This is a genomic window from Streptomyces sp. NBC_01351 (genome assembly GCF_036237315.1).
Taxonomy (GTDB): Bacteria; Actinomycetota; Actinomycetes; order Streptomycetales; family Streptomycetaceae; genus Streptomyces.
Window position 1 is genome coordinate 4,649,519 of the sequence record NZ_CP108356.1, and the last position, 15,481, is coordinate 4,664,999.

Here is a 15,481-nt window from a genome sequence, read left to right on the forward strand (position 1 = left end):
AGAGACGCTACTTAACGACTACTACTCAGGCAGGCGGAGTTCCAGGTCGGGGCGCGGGGTGACTCCAGTGAGGCCGATTTCGGCCAGCAGGGTCGCGACCGGGCCGTGGCCCGGGATCTGGGCCTCCGGGTCGATGTCGTGCCAGGGGGCCAGCACGAAGGCGCGCTGGTGGGCGCGCGGGTGCGGGAGGGTGAGGACCGGGTCGTCGGAGACGACCTCGGCGTACGACACGATGTCGACGTCGATCGTGCGCGGGCCCCAGCGCTCCTCGCGGACGCGGTCGAAGGCCTCTTCGATGGCGTGGCCGCGCTCCAGGAGCGAGGACGGGGGCAGGGTGGTGCGGATCCGGACCACCGCGTTGAGGTACGAGGGCTGGGAGCCGGGGTCGACGCCCCACGGCTCGGTCTCGTAGACGGGGGAGACGGCCTTGACCCGCAGGCCCGGGGTGTCGCCGAGGGCGTCGATGGCGCCCTGCAGGGTCTCCAGCCGGTTGCCGAGGTTCGCGCCGAGCGCGACCACGGCCCATTTGGGGTTGGACAGGGTGACGTCCGCCGCGTCCACGGCCTCGGTGACGGAGGCAGGTACGGGCTGGACGGTGGGGTCGCTCTGGGCGCTCAGTCCGTGGTTCATGCGCGGCTCCGGGTGATCGTGATGGTCACGTCGTCGAAGGGGACGGTGATGGGCGCGTCCGGCTTGTGGACGACGACTTCCACCTGTGCCACCGCTTCGTGCTTGAGGCACTGCTGGGCGATCCGCTCGGCGAGGGTCTCGATCAGGTCGACGGGCTCTCCCTGGACCACGTCGACGACCTCCTCGGCGACGACCCCGTAGTGCACGGTCTTCGCCAGGTCGTCTCCGGCCGCCGCGGGTCGGGTGTCGAGGTGCAGCACGAGGTCGACGATGAAGGTCTGGCCTTCCTCGCGTTCCCTGGGGAAGACGCCGTGGTGCCCGCGAGCCTTGAGGCCGCGCAGTGCGACACGATCCACGCGAATCACTCCTGCTTTCGTAGGTACTTCCGGTCCGGGACTCCCCGAAACCATGGGCCTACGCCGAGTGCGGTCGGCGTCGTCCATCTTCGAATTTACCTGCGAAATACCGGGGATCCCGCCCGAGGGGTCAGCAGGTGTCCTCTTCGTCCTCTTCGTCGGACTCCGTGAGGACCGGAGAACCGTGGTGGGACCACAGCCGCCACCCCTCCGGTGTGCGTCGGAACACATTCGTGGCGACGACCAGCTGGCCGACCAGCGGGCCGAGCTCCCCGCCGTCCTCGGCGGGCCCGCCGCTGAGGATGTTCTCCGTACAGGTCACCAGGGCGGTGTCGGCTATGACGGCCACCTTGGTGTCGGTGAGGAAGAACTGGATGTAGTCCGTGTGGGACATGATCAGCGCGTACGAGCGCAGGACCTCGCCGCGGCCCGAGAGAACCGGCCAGCCCGGGTGCACGCAGGAGATCTCGTCCTCCAGCCAGAGCGCCGACAGTGCGTCGAAGTCCCCCCGCTCCATGGCCTCGTAGAAGGCCGTGTTGACCTCTTCGACCGCTTCGATGTCGGTTCTGCTCACTGGGCTCCTTCTGGGTCTATGCGGCTCACAGGGCCCCTTCCACTGCGCGGGCCACCCGAACCGCGTCAGCGGTCGCCCGTACCTCGTGGACCCGTACGGCCCAAGCGCCCTGGTGGGCGGCGATGGCGGAGACGGCGGCCGTGGCCGCGTCCCGCTCGCGGGCCGGCGGCGGGGCGGCGCCGTCGCCGCCGGCCAGGACCCGGCCGAGGAAACGCTTCCGCGAGGCGGCGACCAGCAGCGGGAAGCCGAGCGCGCGCAGCTCGGGCAGGTGCGCCACCAGGGCCAGGTCGTGGTCGGCGTTCTTCGCGAAGCCGAGCCCGGGGTCGACGACGAGCCGCTCGGGGGCGATCCCGCCGGAGACGACCGCGTCGATGCGGGCGCGGAGCTCGGCGGTGACCTCGCCGACGACGTCCGCGTAGACGGCGAGGCTGTTCATGTCGGCGCTGAAGCCGCGCCAGTGCATGACCACGAAGGGCACCTCGGCGGCGGCGACGGCCGGGATCATCCCGGGGTCGGCGAGTCCGCCGCTGACGTCGTTGACCAGGGTCGCGCCGGCCGCGACGGCCTGGGCGGCGACGGCCGCGCGCATGGTGTCGACGGAGACGGCGATGCCCTCGGAGGCGAGCCCGCGCACGACGGGGACGACCCGGCGCAGCTCCTCCTCCTCGTCGACCCGGGAGGCGCCGGGGCGGGTGGACTCGCCACCGACGTCGATGAGGTCGGCGCCCTGGGCGGCGAGGTCGAGGCCGCGCTTGACGGCGGCGGTGGTGTCGAACCAGCGGCCGCCGTCGGAGAAGGAATCGGGGGTGACGTTGACGACGCCCATGACCGCGCAGCGGTCCCAATCGGGCAGGCCTGCGACCCGGCCCCGGCCGGAGGTTCCGCGCGTGGTGTTCATGGCTTCCAGGGTAGAGCCCGTGTCCTGGCCGGACGGTGTTCGGGGATGCGGGGCCCGGCCGGGGGCGGGGTCGGGGTCGCGCGGTGCGGGTGCCCCGCCGGGGCTCCGCCCCGGACCCTCCCCCAGACTTCGTCCGGGGGGACCCCCACTCCTCAAACGCCGGAGGGGCTGGACTTTGCCCGCGCCGTGGTCGCCCCGCACGCCCGGCGGAGGGCTACGCGGCCTGGACCTCGCGGTCGGCCTGGCGGACCGAAGGCATCTCGTTGTGCGTGCACGTGCGGACCGGCTTGGGGCGGCGGCGGCTCGCGAAGAGGCGGGGCAGGGCCAGCGTCACGAAGCCCTCCGCCTGCATCGCGGCGAAGCCGATGCGGGGCAGGTCACGGGTGGTGCGGAAGACCACGAAGCGGGGCTCCCAGCGGGGCCGGAACTTCGCGTTGAACTTGTACAGGGACTCGATCTGGAACCAGCGGGAGAGGAACACCAGCAGGCTGCGCCACATCCGCAGCACCGGTCCGGCGCCGATCTTCTCGCCGCGGGCCAGCGCCGAGCGGAACATCGCGAAGTTGAGGGAGACCTTCTCGATGCCGAGGGCCGGGGAGGCCTCCAGGGAGGCCACGATCAGCAGCTCGTTCATGCCGGGGTCGGCGGAGCGGTCGCGGCGCATCAGCTCCAGCGACATGCCGTCCTTGCCCCACGGGACGAAGTGCTGGATCGCCTTGAGGTCGCCGAAGGGGCTGGTGTCGCCCTCCTCCACCCGGTGGGCGGTGGCGATGAAGCAGTCGCCGTCGCCCGGGTCGCCGACCCGGCCCAGCGCCATGGAGAAGCCGCGCTCGGTGTCGGTGCCGCGCCAGGCCTCGGAGGCGCCGCGCACCTGCGCCAGCTCCTCCTCGGTCAGCTCGCTGACCCGGCGGACCTTGGTGGTGTAGCCGTTGCGTTCGATGCGCTTCACCATTTGGCGGACGTTGCGCATGGCTCGGCCCGAGAGGGAGAAGTCTTTGACATCGACAATCGCCTCGTCACCCAGCTCCAGGGCGTCGAGACCGGTCTCGCGGGTCCAGACCTCGCCGCCGGTCTCGCTGCAGCCCATGACGGCCGGGGTCCAGGAGTGGGCCTTGGCCTCCTCCATGAACCGCTCGATGGCGCCGGGCCAGGCCTCGACGTCGCCGATGGGGTCGCCGGAGGCGAGCATCACGCCGGAGACGACGCGGTAGGTGACGGCGGCCTTGCCGCTGGGGGAGAAGACGACGGCCTTGTCGCGGCGGAGCGCGAAGTGCCCGAGGGAGTCGCGGCCGCCGTGCCGGGCGAGGAGCTCGCGCAGCTGGGCCTCGTCGTCCGAGGTGAGCCGGGCGGCCGGGTGCTCGGGGCGGAAGGCCAGGTAGATGGTGGTCAGCGCGGTCAGCATGCCGAGGGCGCCGAGGGAGTAGCCGACGGTCCAGGACACCCGTCCGGCGTAGCCGACGGGGCCCTCGAAGCCGAAGAGTCCGTAGATCACGTGGGTGACCTGCTCGGACAGACTCGGGTTGCCGAACACCTTGTTCGGGTGGACGTTGACGATGAGCAGGCCGAGGCCGATGGAACCGGCGCTCATCAGTACGAAGTTCGCGAGCGCCTTCCAGCGGCTGCGCGGGTCGGGCAGCGCCTTGAACTCGTTCTGGTGGCGCAGCAGCAGCGCGAGGAGCACCGCTGCGATGATCACGCCGATGACGGAGGAGCGGTACATGAACTGCGCCGCCGCGCCCGCGGGGAGCAGGACGACGGCGGCCCGCCAGGCGCGCCGCTTGTGCCGCTTGAGGCCGTGCGCGAGCAGCAGGAGCAGTACGCCCGCGCTGATGGACAGGGCCGCGGCGAAGGGACCGAAGGAGCCGGGCAGCACCTCGGTGATCGCGTGGATCCTGCTGTGCCGGAAGCGCGGAAACACACCCGCCGCGATGTCCAGCAGGCCGACGATCGTGACGGCCGTACCTACGAGACCGGGAACGGTCTCCGGTCGGGGACCCCGGAGGATTCGGCCCATCAGGGTCGGAACCTGTCCGGACTTATCGCCATCTATCCTGCTAGACATCGCTTCCCGTTGCTCCGCGAGAGATCATGTGGCCGAAGGCCGCGACAGCCTCCGGTGTGTGGTGCGTCCATTAGGACGACGTCGAGGAGGAGCGGGTTCACTCTTCCGCCGGAAATTTCCGGTCCTGCCATCAGAAAGTCGACTGACTGCTCATGGGTCTCACCAGTAACACGGTTCTTGTGCTGGCCGTCCTCGCCGGTGTGCTGCTCTTCGCGGCCACGGTCTGGTTCTGGCCGAAGCTCTCGGGCCGCGGCGGGCGCTCCGTCGCCGGCCGGATCGGGCTGTTGCTGGCGACCCAGCTGGCGCTGTTCTCGGCTGTGGGGCTCGCGGCCAACAAGTCCTTCCTCTTCTACGGTTCCTGGGCCGACCTCTTCGGTCAGGAGACGTCCGTGGGCAAGGTCGTCGACCACTCGATGAGCAGCAAGGACATCAAGGTCGTCGACAAGCAGGCGCTGGACGTGCCCGGGGGTACCAAGCCCCAGGTCGGCGGACAGATCCTGAAGGTTGCCATCACCGGGCAGAAGTCGAAGATAACGAGCCCCGGCTACGTGTGGCTCCCGCCGGAGTACTTCCAGCCGCAGTACAAGGACGAGAACTTCCCCGCGTCGATCGTCCTGACGGGCTACCCGGGCACCGCCGAGAACCTGATCAAAGGGCTCGACTACCCGATGAAGGCCTTCAGCCTGTCCAAGGCGGGCAAGATGAAGCCGATGATCCTGGTCATGCTGCGCCCGACCGTCGCGCCGCCGCGCGACACCGAGTGCGTGGACATACCCGATGGCCCGCAGACGGAGACCTTCTTCGCCGTGGACCTGCCGCAGGCCATCCAGGACACCTTCCGGGTGGGCAAGGAGTCCAGGAACATGGGCTTCATCGGCAACTCCACCGGCGGTTACTGCGCGCTGAAGATCGCCGCGCACTACCCGGAGACCTTCGGCGCGGCCGCCGGGCTGTCCGCGTACTACGACGCCCCGGACGACCCGACGACCGGTGACCTCTTCCACGGGGACGCCAAGCTGAAGCAGCGGGCGAACGTCCTCACCAGCATCGAGAACAAGAAGCCGAGCGGTACGTCCTTCCTCGTCACCAGCAGCGAGCAGGGCGAGCCGAACCTCGCGGACACGAAGAAGTTCATCAAGAAGGTGAAGAGCCCGGACCGGGTCTCCTCGATCATCCTCGACAGCGGTGGCCACAACTTCAACACGTGGCGACGGGAGATCCCGCCGATGCTGATGTGGATGAGCGGCCGCATCCAGGCCTGACCCGAAGGCCCGACCCGCACGCGCCCGCCCCACCCGAAGCACCTGTGACCGGCCCGTCGAGGCCGGTCACACTGCTTTCCGGGCCCGCCGGGGCGGGTTGCGCGGGTTACGAGGGTTACGCGGGCTGCGGCTGCGCCCGGCGCAGTGCCCGGTGGACGCCCTCCGGGGTCAGTACGCCGACCAGCGCGCCGGAGTCCGGATCCGTGACCCCGATCCGGCCCGAGTCCTCCTGGAGCAGGGCCGCGAGGGCCTCGCGCAGCGACGCGCCCAGCTCCACCGACGCCGCGACGGGAGCGTCGTCCCCGGCCGTCGTCAGGTCGGCCTTCTCCACCGAGGTGACCGCGAGCCGCTTGAGCCCCCGGTCGGCGCCGACGAAGGAGGCCACGTAGTCGGTGGCCGGGGCCCCGAGCACCTCCGCCGGGCGGGCGAACTGCTCGATGGCGCCCTGCCCGTAGACCGCGATGCGGTCACCGAGCCGGATCGCCTCCTCCAGATCGTGCGTGACGAGCAGGATCGTCTTGCGTACCGTGCGCTGGAGCGCCAGGAACTCGTTCTGCAGGCGCTCGCGCACCACCGGGTCCACCGCGCCGAAGGGCTCGTCCATCAGCAGCACCGGCGGATCAGCGGCGAGTGCGCGGGCCACGCCCACGCGCTGGCGCTGCCCGCCCGACAGCTGGTCCGGGTACCGGCCCCCGTACACGGCCGGATCCAGACCCACCAGTTCGAGCAGCTCGGCCGCCCGCGCGCGGGCGGTGGCCTTCGGGGTGCCGAGCAGCAGGGGCACGGTCGCCGTGTTCTCCAGCACCGTCTTGTGGGGGAACAGCCCGACCTGCTGGATCACGTAGCCGATGCGGCGGCGCAACTCGACCGGATCCGCGGCGGCGATGTCCTCGCCGCCGAGCAGGATCCGGCCCGAGGTGGGCTCGATCAGCCGGTTGACCATCTTCATCGTGGTCGTCTTGCCGCAGCCGGAGGGGCCCACGAGCGTGACCAGCTCGCCCTCGGCGACCTCGAAGGACAGGTCCTCGACGGCCGTCGTCCCGTCGGGGTAGCGCTTGGTCACGTGCTCGAATCGGATCACCCCGCCATCCTTCCCTACCGGGCCCACCGGTTTGTGAAGGGCGTGTTGCCCATGTGCGAAGGATTCCGGCCATCGCCGGTGCCGGGGGTTATGGTCGGTCCCACGTACGTTCGGTGACGGGGGGTGAGGGGAATGGCCGGGCAGAACTGCCTGGTGGCGAACGACTGGATCTGCTGGGAGTACGTCTCCTCCCGCTCCCAGGAGCTCACCGACGCCACCCTCGAACACATCTGGATCACGGGCGCGTCGGTCCTCATCGGCCTGGCCGTGGCCCTGCCGCTCGCCCTGCTGGCCCGCCGCGGCCGCCGCTGGGCGGCGCCCGTGCTCGGCCTCACCACGCTGCTCTACACGGTCCCTTCGCTCGCCATGTTCTCCCTGCTGCTGCCGCTCTTCGGGCTGTCGGCGGCGCTGGTGGTGACCGGGCTCGTGCTGTACTCGCTGACCATCCTGGTCCGCAACGCGCTGGCCGGCCTGGAGGCCGTGCCCGAGGAGGTACGGGAGGCCGCGCGCGGCATGGGGTACGGCCCGGGCCGGCTCCTGTGGCAGGTGGAACTCCCGCTCGCGCTGCCCGCGTTGCTGGCCGGCGTGCGGATCGCGACGGTGTCCACGGTGGCTCTGACCACCGTCGGCTCCATCGTCGGCAAGGGCGGCCTCGGCAACCTCATCGCCCCGGCGGTGAACAGCTCCTTCAAGGCCCAGGTGCTCACCGCCTCCGTGCTGTGCGTGCTGCTCGCGCTCGTGGCCGACCTGCTGCTGCTCGGCGTGCAGCGGGTGCTCACGCCGTGGACCCGGGCCGGCCGCCGGACCGCGACCAAGGAGGCCTGACGTGGCGATGGGTGTGGCGGGGGAGGCCTGGGGCTGGTTGGCGGACGACGCCAACTGGGCGGGGGAGAGCGGCATCTGGCACCGGCTCGGCGAGCACGTCTACGTCAGCGGGACCGCCCTCGGACTCGCCTGTGCGGTGGCGCTGCCCGTCGGCCTGTACCTCGGCCACCTCGGCAAGGGCGGCGCCCTCGCGGTGAACGTGTCGAACATCGGGCGGGCCGTGCCCGTCTTCGCGGTGCTGGCCCTGTTCATGGTCTCCCCGCTGCGCAACGCGGGCTACCTGCCGACGATCGCCGCGCTCGTGCTCTTCGCCGTGCCGCCGCTGCTGACGAACGCGTACGTCGGCATGCGCGAGGTGGACCGCGCGGTGGTGGAGGCCGCCCGGGGCATGGGCATGTCCGGAGTCCAGCTCTTCTTCCGGGTCGAACTGCCGCTGGCGCGGGGGCTGGTGATGACCGGGCTGCGCTCCGGGGCCGTGCAGGTCGTCGCGACGGCCACGATCGCGGCGATGGTCGGCCAGGGCGGCCTCGGCCGGATCATCACGGCCGGCTTCAACACCTACAACACCGCGCAGGTCGTCGCGGGCGCGCTGCTGGTGGCGGCCCTCGCCCTGCTGGTGGAGGGAGCGCTGGTGGCCGCGGAGCGGCTGCTGCCGCGGACGGCCCCGCGCTGATCCCCGTACGCACACTTCTTTCCCACGCCTCGAACGGAGTCCACCCATGAGCAAGACCACACGCGTCCTCGGCGCGTACCTGGGCGCCCTCGCGCTGACGGTGTCGCTGGCCGCGTGCGGCGGCGACAGCCTGGAGAAGAGCAAGGACGGCGGCGCCTCCTCCGCCGCGCCCGCCGCGGGCGGCGCCAAGGGCAGCCTCGTGATCGGCGCCGCCGGGTTCACCGAGTCCAACGTGCTGGCCGAGCTGTACGCGCAGATCCTCAAGGACGCCGGCTACGGCACCTCGATCAAGACGGTCAACAACCGGGAGCTGTACGAGCCCTCGCTGGAGAAGGGCGAGATCGACGTCGTCCCGGAGTACGCGGCCACGCTCGCCGAGTTCCTCAACGCCAAGGTGAACGGCCCGAAGGCGCCGGAGGAGAAGCCGGTCGCGTCGAGCGACGTCACGGCGACCGTGGCGGGCCTGGAGAAGCTCGCGGGGCCGCTCGGCCTGAAGGCGCTGCCGGCCGGTTCGGCAGTCGACCAGAACGCCTTCGCTGTGACCAAGGAATTCGCCCAGAAGAACAACCTGAAGACCCTTTCCGATCTCGGGAAGTCCGGCCTCAAGGTGAAGATCGCGGCGGGCGACGAATGCGCCGTCCGTCCCTTCTGCGCACCGGGGTTGACCACGACGTACGGAATTCAGGTTTCCGGTATTGACCCCAAGGGAGTCGGCACCCCGCAGGCCAAGCAGGCCGTCAAGGACGGCGCGGACCAGCTGGTGCTCACCACGACCACCGACGCCACGCTCGACGGCTACGGCCTGGTCCTGCTGGAGGACGACAAGAAGCTCCAGAACGCCGACAACGTGCTGCCCGTGGTCAACGCGAAGGATGCCGGGACCCCGGAGGTCGCGGCCGCGCTCGACAAGCTGACCAAGGTCCTCACCACGGCCGACCTGATCGAGCTGAACCGCAAGGTCGACGCGGAGCGCGCCAAGCCGGCGGACGTCGCGAAGGCCTACCTGGAGTCCAAGGGACTTGTGAAGAAGTAACAGTCACGCGGTATGCGCCGGAAATGACGGGTAACCGCCTGGGAACAGTTTCCCGGGCGGGTACCCCAATCGACCTCCACGTCTTGTAAATTTCAGGCCATGCCCCGTGGACGCCACCGCAACCCCGAACCCCTGCACCGGCTGCTCACGCCGACGACCGTGGCCGGTGTGTCCGTCGCCGGCGCCGGCGTCGCCTGGCTGCTCGCGGAACCGCTGGCACTACGGCTGCTCGTGGCCCTCACGGCGGGCGCCGGAGTCGCCGGTGCGGTCGTCATGCGCGCCTGGGACCGCTCGGCGGGCCGCCGCGTCGCGGAGCTCGCGCGCGAGCGGGTCAAGGACGAGTGGAAGACGGAAGAGCGAATAGCCGAGCTCGAATCCGACCTCGAAGAGGCCCGGGTGCTGCGCGGCAAGCTCGAAACCAAGCTGCGCGCCAAGCGGGTCGAACTCGCGGGGCTGCGCGGCGAGCACGCCGCGCTGCTGCGGCGGTACGCGACCGCCGAGACCGAGCGGGCCAGCGCCCTGGAGGGCCGCCGGCTGCTCGCGATCGAGGCCGCCGGCCAGGCCCCGGCGCCCGCGCCGAAGGAACTGCCGCCCGTCACCGAGGAGCGCACCTCGGCGGGCGCGCCCACTGCGATCGGCTACGCCCGGGCCCACGCGGCCATGGTCGCGCTCGCCCGCAAGACGCCGTCCGGGCCCGAGCCGGAGCCCGAGCCGAAGAAGCAGACCCGCCCGGAGCTGCCCGCGGCCGAGAGCCGCGCCCGCCCGGCCGCGCTCCCCGCGCGCCGTCCCGCCGCGCCCGTGGCTCCGTACGCCTCCCAGCGGCGCCCGGCCTCCCGGGCCGAGGGCGGCTTCGACTTCTTCGGCGCCGCCAAGAACGCGGCGCAGGCCCGCGCGGCCATCGAGGCGGTCCAGAACGAGGACCTGGCCGACGTGGTCGGCGCGGAGGCCCTCGCGGTGCACGAGGCGGAGTCGGCGAAGGCCCCCGTAGCGGCGGTGCCCCGGGCGGTGGCCGCGGTTGAGACCGGGGCCGAGACCGCGGCCACTGCCGAGGAGACCCGGGCGGTGGGTGAGGTCATCGACCTGACGGCCCACGACGAGACCGAGCCGATCGACGTGGCCGGACTGCGCAGCGCCATCTCCTAGGCCGGCCGGGGGGTGCCGGCCCGGCCGGGTCCGGGCGCGCGCCGGGGCGTCTCCTCGGGCGTCGAACGGTTCGAGGGGTCGGTGGGCCGAGCCGTGGTTGCGTTCGACGCCCTGCGGGGACGCCCCACCGCACACCCGGCCCCGTCCGGTCCGGCGGGTGGTGCCCTAGCGCAGCGAGTCGAACCAGCGGGCCACCTGCGGGGCCGAGCGGATCGCCGTGGTGAAGTGGTCGGCGTCCGGCCCCTGGTCGACGATCCGCGCCCGGACCCCGTGGCGGGCCAGGTCGGCGGCGCAGGCGCGGGTGTTGGCGATCGGCACGTCGGTGTCGGCGGCGCCCGTGTAGAGGCGGACGGGCGCGGCCGGCTTCCAGTCGCAGGCGCCGTCGTTCGCCTTCAGTGCCGTACGCAGCTCCCCGCGCGGCGCGCGGATGTTCTCGTACCACTCCGGGGTGAGCAGCTCCTGCGGGGTCGCGGGCAGCGCGTTCACGATCTCCTCCTCCCGGTGGGTCCCGTCGAACAGGTCTTCCACAGCCTGTGCATAAGGTGCGCGGAACACCTCGGCCGGGTCCTTGTAGAGCGGGTGCAGCTTGTTCTGCGCGGTGAGGAAGTAGGAGAGGTAGAAGACGGCGGTGCGCGGGGCGACCCGGCCGTCGACGATGCCGGGGACCTCGGAGCCGGACAGGTCGTACGGCCCGGCCATCGGGGCCAGGGCGCGCAGCCGGAACCCGCTGCCGGGGCGGGAGAGTTCGCGGCCCAGGGCCATCGCCACCTGGCCGCCCTGCGAGAAGCCGGTGGCGTACACGTCGCGGGTGACGGTGCGGCCCAGCCGCTCCCCGGCGGTGCGGGCGGCCCGCAGCATGTCCACGGAGGCGGTGACGGAGGAGGCGGTGTCCACGTAGGGGTGCGGGCCGGGGCCGCCGCCGAGGCCGAGGTAGTCGGGGGCGGCGACGGCGCGGCCGGACGCGGCGTGCAGGTACGGGGTGAGCCGGTTGTAGCCGACCCCGCCCGAGGGGGCGTCGTCCCGGTGGGTGGTGGTGCCGTGGGTGTCGGAGACCAGGTCCAGCCGGCGCGGGCCGCCCTGTGGCAGTACGAGGAGCCCGGTGGCGGTGGTGGGGCGGCCCTGGGGGTCGACGGTGGCGTAGGTCAGCCGGTGCGCGGTGATCCCGTGGCGGACGGTGCCCGCGTCCGTGCCGAGGCCGGAGAGGTACGCGGCGACGCCGGCGCGGTCGAGGGAGCCGACCGGGGTCACGGAGAGCAGCGTGCCGCGCGGCGCGGTGCCGGAGAGCGCGGTGCCGGGGAACGCGCCGCCGGGGAGCGCGGTGTCGTGCGGCGCGGCCGCGGGTGCCGCCAGCGCCGCCGGGGCGGCGATCGCGCCGAGTACGGCCGTGAGGGCCACGGCGGCGGCCCCGCGCCGCAGCCACCGCTTCTCGGGCCGGCGCCGCGTCTGTATCCGTGTGTTCGTCATGGCCGGAACGCTACGGTCGGAGCGCGGGCCCCAACATCCGGGCGGCCCCCGCCCGTTGAGGGGGGTAACCCCCAGACGGGAGGGGCAGCGGGAGGGTCAGGGGAACGCCAGGACGAGCGCCACGGCCACGGCCTCCAGGGCCAGCTGGGCGCCGAGCGCGATCCGCGCCACCCGCACCGGCGACGAGGCGATCGCGAGGACGGCCGCCACCAGCACGGCGGCGAGCAGCCCGCCGAAGGCCTCGAAGGGGAAGGGCGTGCACTCGAAGTCGTTCACGAAGCACCGGCCGCCCCTGTCGGTGGCCAGCAGCAGGAACTTCGCGACGAACAGCGCGGGCAGGAGCAGCACGAGGGCCAGGACGGCCCGGCCGCGGATCCGGACCGTGGGCTCGGGCGGCGGCGGGGAGACGGTGGCGGGCTGCTGCTTCCAGGTCATGCCCCCATCCTGTGCGACGGCCCGCCCCCGGGGACCCGCGCGGATACTCAGCCCGCGCGGGCACCCGTACTCAAACCGGGTCGACCGTGCTCAGAACAGCGGGAGCTGCCCCGGGTGTTCCGACAGCACGAAGCCGTCCAGCACCGGCGCCGAGGCGCCCAGGACCACTCTGGCCCGTGACCCGGAACAGGACACCATGTCGCCGCGGCCCCGCCCGTCGGGAGGGTCGTGGCGGGCGATCCGGCCGGCGGTCACGGCGCAGTCGCGGCCGCAGGCGGGGCAGGCCCGGCGGGGGGAGTGGGACATGGAGCCAAGTCTGCCCTGCCGCACCGACATCAGCCCGCCGTCAGCCCTGCCGGGAGGCGAGCCAAGCCTCGTGCGCCCGGTCCACCTTCGTCCACAGCTCCGCCCGGTCGGCGGGGGTCAGGTCGTCGAGCTCCCGCCCGAAGACGCCCGCCATCGCGTCGAAGAGCTCCTCGGGGCCGCCCAGTTCCCGCTCGACGGGCCCCTTGTCCGGGTCGATGCGGCTCAGCACCCGCCCCCGCAGGATGTCGATGCCCGCGGCGTCGCGGCGCAGCAGCGCAAGGGTCCGTATGAAGGGGGAGTCCGGCGCGGTCGACAGCCGCAGGTGCTCGTCGGCGAAGTCGGCCATCGTCGCCGGGGCGGAGCGGAAGTTCATGACGGGGAAGGGGCCGCCGGTGTTGTGGTAGGTCCAGCCCTGGTCGGCGCCGTCGAGCGGCTCCAGGCGGTAGAGGAACCCGCCCTGCTCGTAGCTGCCCTCGCGCAGCGGCAGCGGTTCGTGCGGGCCGTCGCCGAGCCCGACGTCGACGAGGTAGGCCTCGCCGTCGACGCGTACGGTCAGCGCGAGGTGGTTTCCGTTGATCTCCCGCACCTCGGGGTCCTCGTACACCCCGCCGACGTGCCGGGTGACGTCGTAGCCGAGCGAGTCGAGGAGCGCGGCGAAACCGCCGTTGAGGTGGAAGCAGTAGCCGCCCCGCCCGGCGCCGAAGCGGCCGGCCGACAGTTCGGGGTCTATGCCGGGCGGTCGGCCCAGATGGATCTCGACGTTCTCGTACGGCACGCGCTCGAGGTGGGCGCGCTGGAGGGCGAAGAGCCCCTCGACGGACGGGGTGTGGGGTCCGGTGATGCCGAGTCGCCGAAGGTAGCCGGCGAATGTGCCAGTGGTCATGGGGCCACTCTAAGGGCCCCTCACCCCTTCAAGTCCGTTTATATGCCTACTTGTCGATGTCGCCGACGACGAAGAACAGCGAGCCCAGGATCGACACCATGTCCGCGACGAGCTGCCCGGGCAGGAGCACCGCGAGCGCCTGGATGTTGTTGTACGAGGCGCTGCGCAGCTTCAGCCGGTACGGGGTCTTCTCGCCCTTCGAGACCAGGTAGTAGCCGTTGATGCCGAGGGGGTTCTCGGTCCAGGCGTACGTGGCCCCCTCGGGCGCCTTCAGCACCTTCGGCAGGCGCTGGTTGATCGGGCCGGGCGGCAGCTCCGCCATCCGGTCCAGGCAGGCCTCGGCGAGGTCGAGCGCGTTGTGGGTCTGGTCGAGGAGGACCTCGAAGCGGGCCAGACAGTCGCCCTCGGTGCGGGTGACGACCTTGAGGACGTCCTGGAGCTCGCCGTAGGCCAGGTACGGCTCGTCGCGGCGCAGGTCGAAGTCGACGCCGGAGGCGCGGGCGATCGGGCCGGAGACCCCGTACGCGTGCACCGCCTCCTGGGACAGCACGCCGACGCCGCGCGTGCGGCCGCGGAAGATCTCGTTGCCGTGGACCAGCTTGTCGTAGACGTCCATCCGGGTACGGACGTCGGCGATGGCCTCGCGGGCCCGCCCGAGCCAGCCGGCCGGGAGGTCCTCCTTGAGGCCGCCGACGCGGTTGAACATGTAGTGCATGCGGCCGCCGGAGATCTCCTCCATGACGGCCTGGAGCTCCTCGCGCTCGCGGAACGCGTGGAAGATCGGGGTGATCCCGCCGAGCTCCAGCGGGTAGGAACCGAGGAACATCAGGTGGTTCAGCACCCGGTTCAGCTCGGCGAGGAGCGTGCGCATCCACACGGCCCGCTCGGGGACCTCCATGCCGAGCATCCGCTCGACGGCCATGACCACGCCGAGCTCGTTGGAGAACGCGGACAGCCAGTCGTGGCGGTTCGCGAGCATCACGATCTGCCGGTAGTCGCGGGCCTCGAAGAGCTTCTCCGCGCCGCGGTGCATGTAGCCGACCACCGGGTCGGCGCTGACGATCCGCTCCCCGTCGAGGACGAGGCGCAGGCGCAGCACGCCGTGCGTGGAAGGGTGCTGGGGCCCGATGTTGAGCACCATGTCGGTGCTCTCCGCCGCGCCGCCGATGCCGACCGTGGTCTCCGTCATGCGGGCATTGTCTCAGCCCTAGGGTGGAGGGATGGATACGGGGACAGTGGGTGAGACGGCGCCGCCCGGATGGGTGGGCCTGCCGGGTGGGCTGCTCGCGCTGCGGCGGACGCTGCTGGTGGTCTGGACGGTCCTGTTCGCGGTGGCGACCGGTGTCCCGCTCGGTCTGCTCGTGGGCCCGGTGTGGGCGGCGTTCGCGCTGGTCTGGGTGGCGGCCGCGGCCTGGGGCTGGGTGCTGCTCGCCAGGAACTGGCGGTCCTGGCGGTACGCGGAACGCGCGGACGACCTGCTGATCAGCCGGGGCGTGCTGTGGCGGGAGGAGACCGTGGTCCCGTACGGGCGGATGCAGCTGGTCGAGGTGACCTCGGGCCCGCTGGAGCGGCGCTTCGGGCTGGCCTCCGTACAACTGCACACGGCGGCCGCGGCCACGGACGCCAGGATCCCGGGCCTGGCCCCGGCCGAGGCGGAGCGCCTCCGGGACCGCCTGACGGAGCTCGGCGAAGCCAGATCGGCAGGCCTGTGACCTCCGGTCCGGCGGGCGAGATCCCGTCACCCCCGCCCCCTGCCGGCGCCGCCCCGCCGCCGGCCCCTGCCGACGGGCCCGCCGCGCCCCTCTCCGCCGCGGGTCCGGGTCCGGCCGGCGTGACCCATGCGGGTCCCGGCCCCG

17 protein-coding genes are annotated in these 15,481 nt (G+C 72.2%); 6 read left to right on the forward strand and 11 right to left on the reverse strand.

The annotated features are described in order from the left end of the window. Positions 1-21: 21 nt before the first annotated feature. The 5 genes from folK to OG625_RS21535 all read right to left on the reverse strand — a co-directional run bounded on the left by folK (position 22) and on the right by OG625_RS21535 (position 4,520). On the reverse strand, positions 22-630 hold the full coding sequence (gene folK, locus OG625_RS21515; protein WP_329383539.1) for a 2-amino-4-hydroxy-6-hydroxymethyldihydropteridine diphosphokinase: 609 nt from the start codon (positions 628-630) through the stop codon (positions 22-24). Further along, positions 627-986 (reverse strand): dihydroneopterin aldolase, encoded by a 360-nt coding sequence (folB, locus tag OG625_RS21520; protein WP_030010912.1) that lies wholly within the window; start codon positions 984-986, stop codon positions 627-629. The genes folK and folB overlap by 4 nt, the downstream gene beginning before the upstream one ends. 130 nt (positions 987-1,116) lie before the next feature. Continuing rightward, positions 1,117-1,560, reverse strand: coding sequence for a nuclear transport factor 2 family protein (locus tag OG625_RS21525; RefSeq protein WP_329383543.1), 444 nt, complete (start codon positions 1,558-1,560; stop codon positions 1,117-1,119). 25 nt (positions 1,561-1,585) lie between these two features. Beyond that, positions 1,586-2,458, reverse strand: a complete 873-nt coding sequence (folP, locus tag OG625_RS21530) for a dihydropteroate synthase (RefSeq protein WP_329383546.1) — start codon at positions 2,456-2,458, stop codon at positions 1,586-1,588. 214 nt (positions 2,459-2,672) lie between these two features. Continuing rightward, positions 2,673-4,520 (reverse strand): phosphatidylglycerol lysyltransferase domain-containing protein, encoded by a 1,848-nt coding sequence (locus OG625_RS21535; RefSeq protein WP_329383549.1) that lies wholly within the window; start codon positions 4,518-4,520, stop codon positions 2,673-2,675. 152 nt (positions 4,521-4,672) lie between these two features. Between OG625_RS21535 and OG625_RS21540 the strand changes: the two genes are divergently transcribed. Continuing rightward, positions 4,673-5,782 (forward strand): alpha/beta hydrolase, encoded by a 1,110-nt coding sequence (locus OG625_RS21540; protein WP_329383552.1) that lies wholly within the window; start codon positions 4,673-4,675, stop codon positions 5,780-5,782. A gap of 115 nt (positions 5,783-5,897) precedes the next feature. Here the strand turns inward: OG625_RS21540 and OG625_RS21545 are convergent, their stop codons facing one another. Continuing rightward, positions 5,898-6,863, reverse strand: coding sequence for an ABC transporter ATP-binding protein (locus tag OG625_RS21545; RefSeq protein ID WP_329383555.1), 966 nt, complete (start codon positions 6,861-6,863; stop codon positions 5,898-5,900). 132 nt (positions 6,864-6,995) lie between these two features. On the opposite strand from OG625_RS21545, the gene OG625_RS21550 reads away from it, so the two are divergent. The 4 genes from OG625_RS21550 to OG625_RS21565 all read left to right on the forward strand — a co-directional run bounded on the left by OG625_RS21550 (position 6,996) and on the right by OG625_RS21565 (position 10,537). Next, positions 6,996-7,688 (forward strand): ABC transporter permease, encoded by a 693-nt coding sequence (locus OG625_RS21550; protein ID WP_329383558.1) that lies wholly within the window; start codon positions 6,996-6,998, stop codon positions 7,686-7,688. Between the two features lie 7 nt (positions 7,689-7,695). Then, a complete protein-coding gene (locus OG625_RS21555; RefSeq protein ID WP_329390833.1) occupies positions 7,696-8,361 on the forward strand; it encodes an ABC transporter permease in 666 nt (221 codons plus the stop codon). Between the two features lie 46 nt (positions 8,362-8,407). Next, on the forward strand, positions 8,408-9,394 hold the full coding sequence (locus tag OG625_RS21560; protein WP_329383560.1) for an ABC transporter substrate-binding protein: 987 nt from the start codon (positions 8,408-8,410) through the stop codon (positions 9,392-9,394). A 99-nt stretch (positions 9,395-9,493) separates the two neighbouring features. Beyond that, the gene (locus OG625_RS21565; RefSeq protein WP_329383562.1) at positions 9,494-10,537 is read left to right on the forward strand and encodes a hypothetical protein; all 1,044 of its coding nucleotides are present in this window, start codon (positions 9,494-9,496) and stop codon (positions 10,535-10,537) included. Between the two features lie 165 nt (positions 10,538-10,702). Here the strand turns inward: OG625_RS21565 and OG625_RS21570 are convergent, their stop codons facing one another. From OG625_RS21570 to OG625_RS21590, 5 genes are all read right to left on the reverse strand, one after another. Next, the gene (locus tag OG625_RS21570; RefSeq protein WP_329383565.1) at positions 10,703-12,001 is read right to left on the reverse strand and encodes an alpha/beta hydrolase; all 1,299 of its coding nucleotides are present in this window, start codon (positions 11,999-12,001) and stop codon (positions 10,703-10,705) included. A gap of 96 nt (positions 12,002-12,097) precedes the next feature. Further along, positions 12,098-12,436 carry a hypothetical protein gene (locus OG625_RS21575; protein ID WP_329383568.1) on the reverse strand — a complete coding sequence of 113 codons (339 nt, stop codon included), beginning with the start codon at positions 12,434-12,436 and terminating at the stop codon, positions 12,098-12,100. A 90-nt stretch (positions 12,437-12,526) separates the two neighbouring features. Then, positions 12,527-12,742, reverse strand: a complete 216-nt coding sequence (locus OG625_RS21580) for a hypothetical protein (protein WP_329383571.1) — start codon at positions 12,740-12,742, stop codon at positions 12,527-12,529. 40 nt (positions 12,743-12,782) lie between these two features. Further along, positions 12,783-13,625 carry an arylamine N-acetyltransferase family protein gene (locus OG625_RS21585; RefSeq protein WP_329383574.1) on the reverse strand — a complete coding sequence of 281 codons (843 nt, stop codon included), beginning with the start codon at positions 13,623-13,625 and terminating at the stop codon, positions 12,783-12,785. Between the two features lie 46 nt (positions 13,626-13,671). Beyond that, on the reverse strand, positions 13,672-14,814 hold the full coding sequence (locus OG625_RS21590; RefSeq protein ID WP_329383577.1) for an NADH-quinone oxidoreductase subunit D: 1,143 nt from the start codon (positions 14,812-14,814) through the stop codon (positions 13,672-13,674). A 31-nt stretch (positions 14,815-14,845) separates the two neighbouring features. Here OG625_RS21590 and OG625_RS21595 point away from each other — a divergent pair, with 31 nt between their 5' ends. Further along, entirely contained in the window at positions 14,846-15,337 is a 492-nt protein-coding gene (locus OG625_RS21595; RefSeq protein ID WP_329383580.1) for a PH domain-containing protein, read from the forward strand. Positions 15,338-15,481 lie beyond the last annotated feature (144 nt).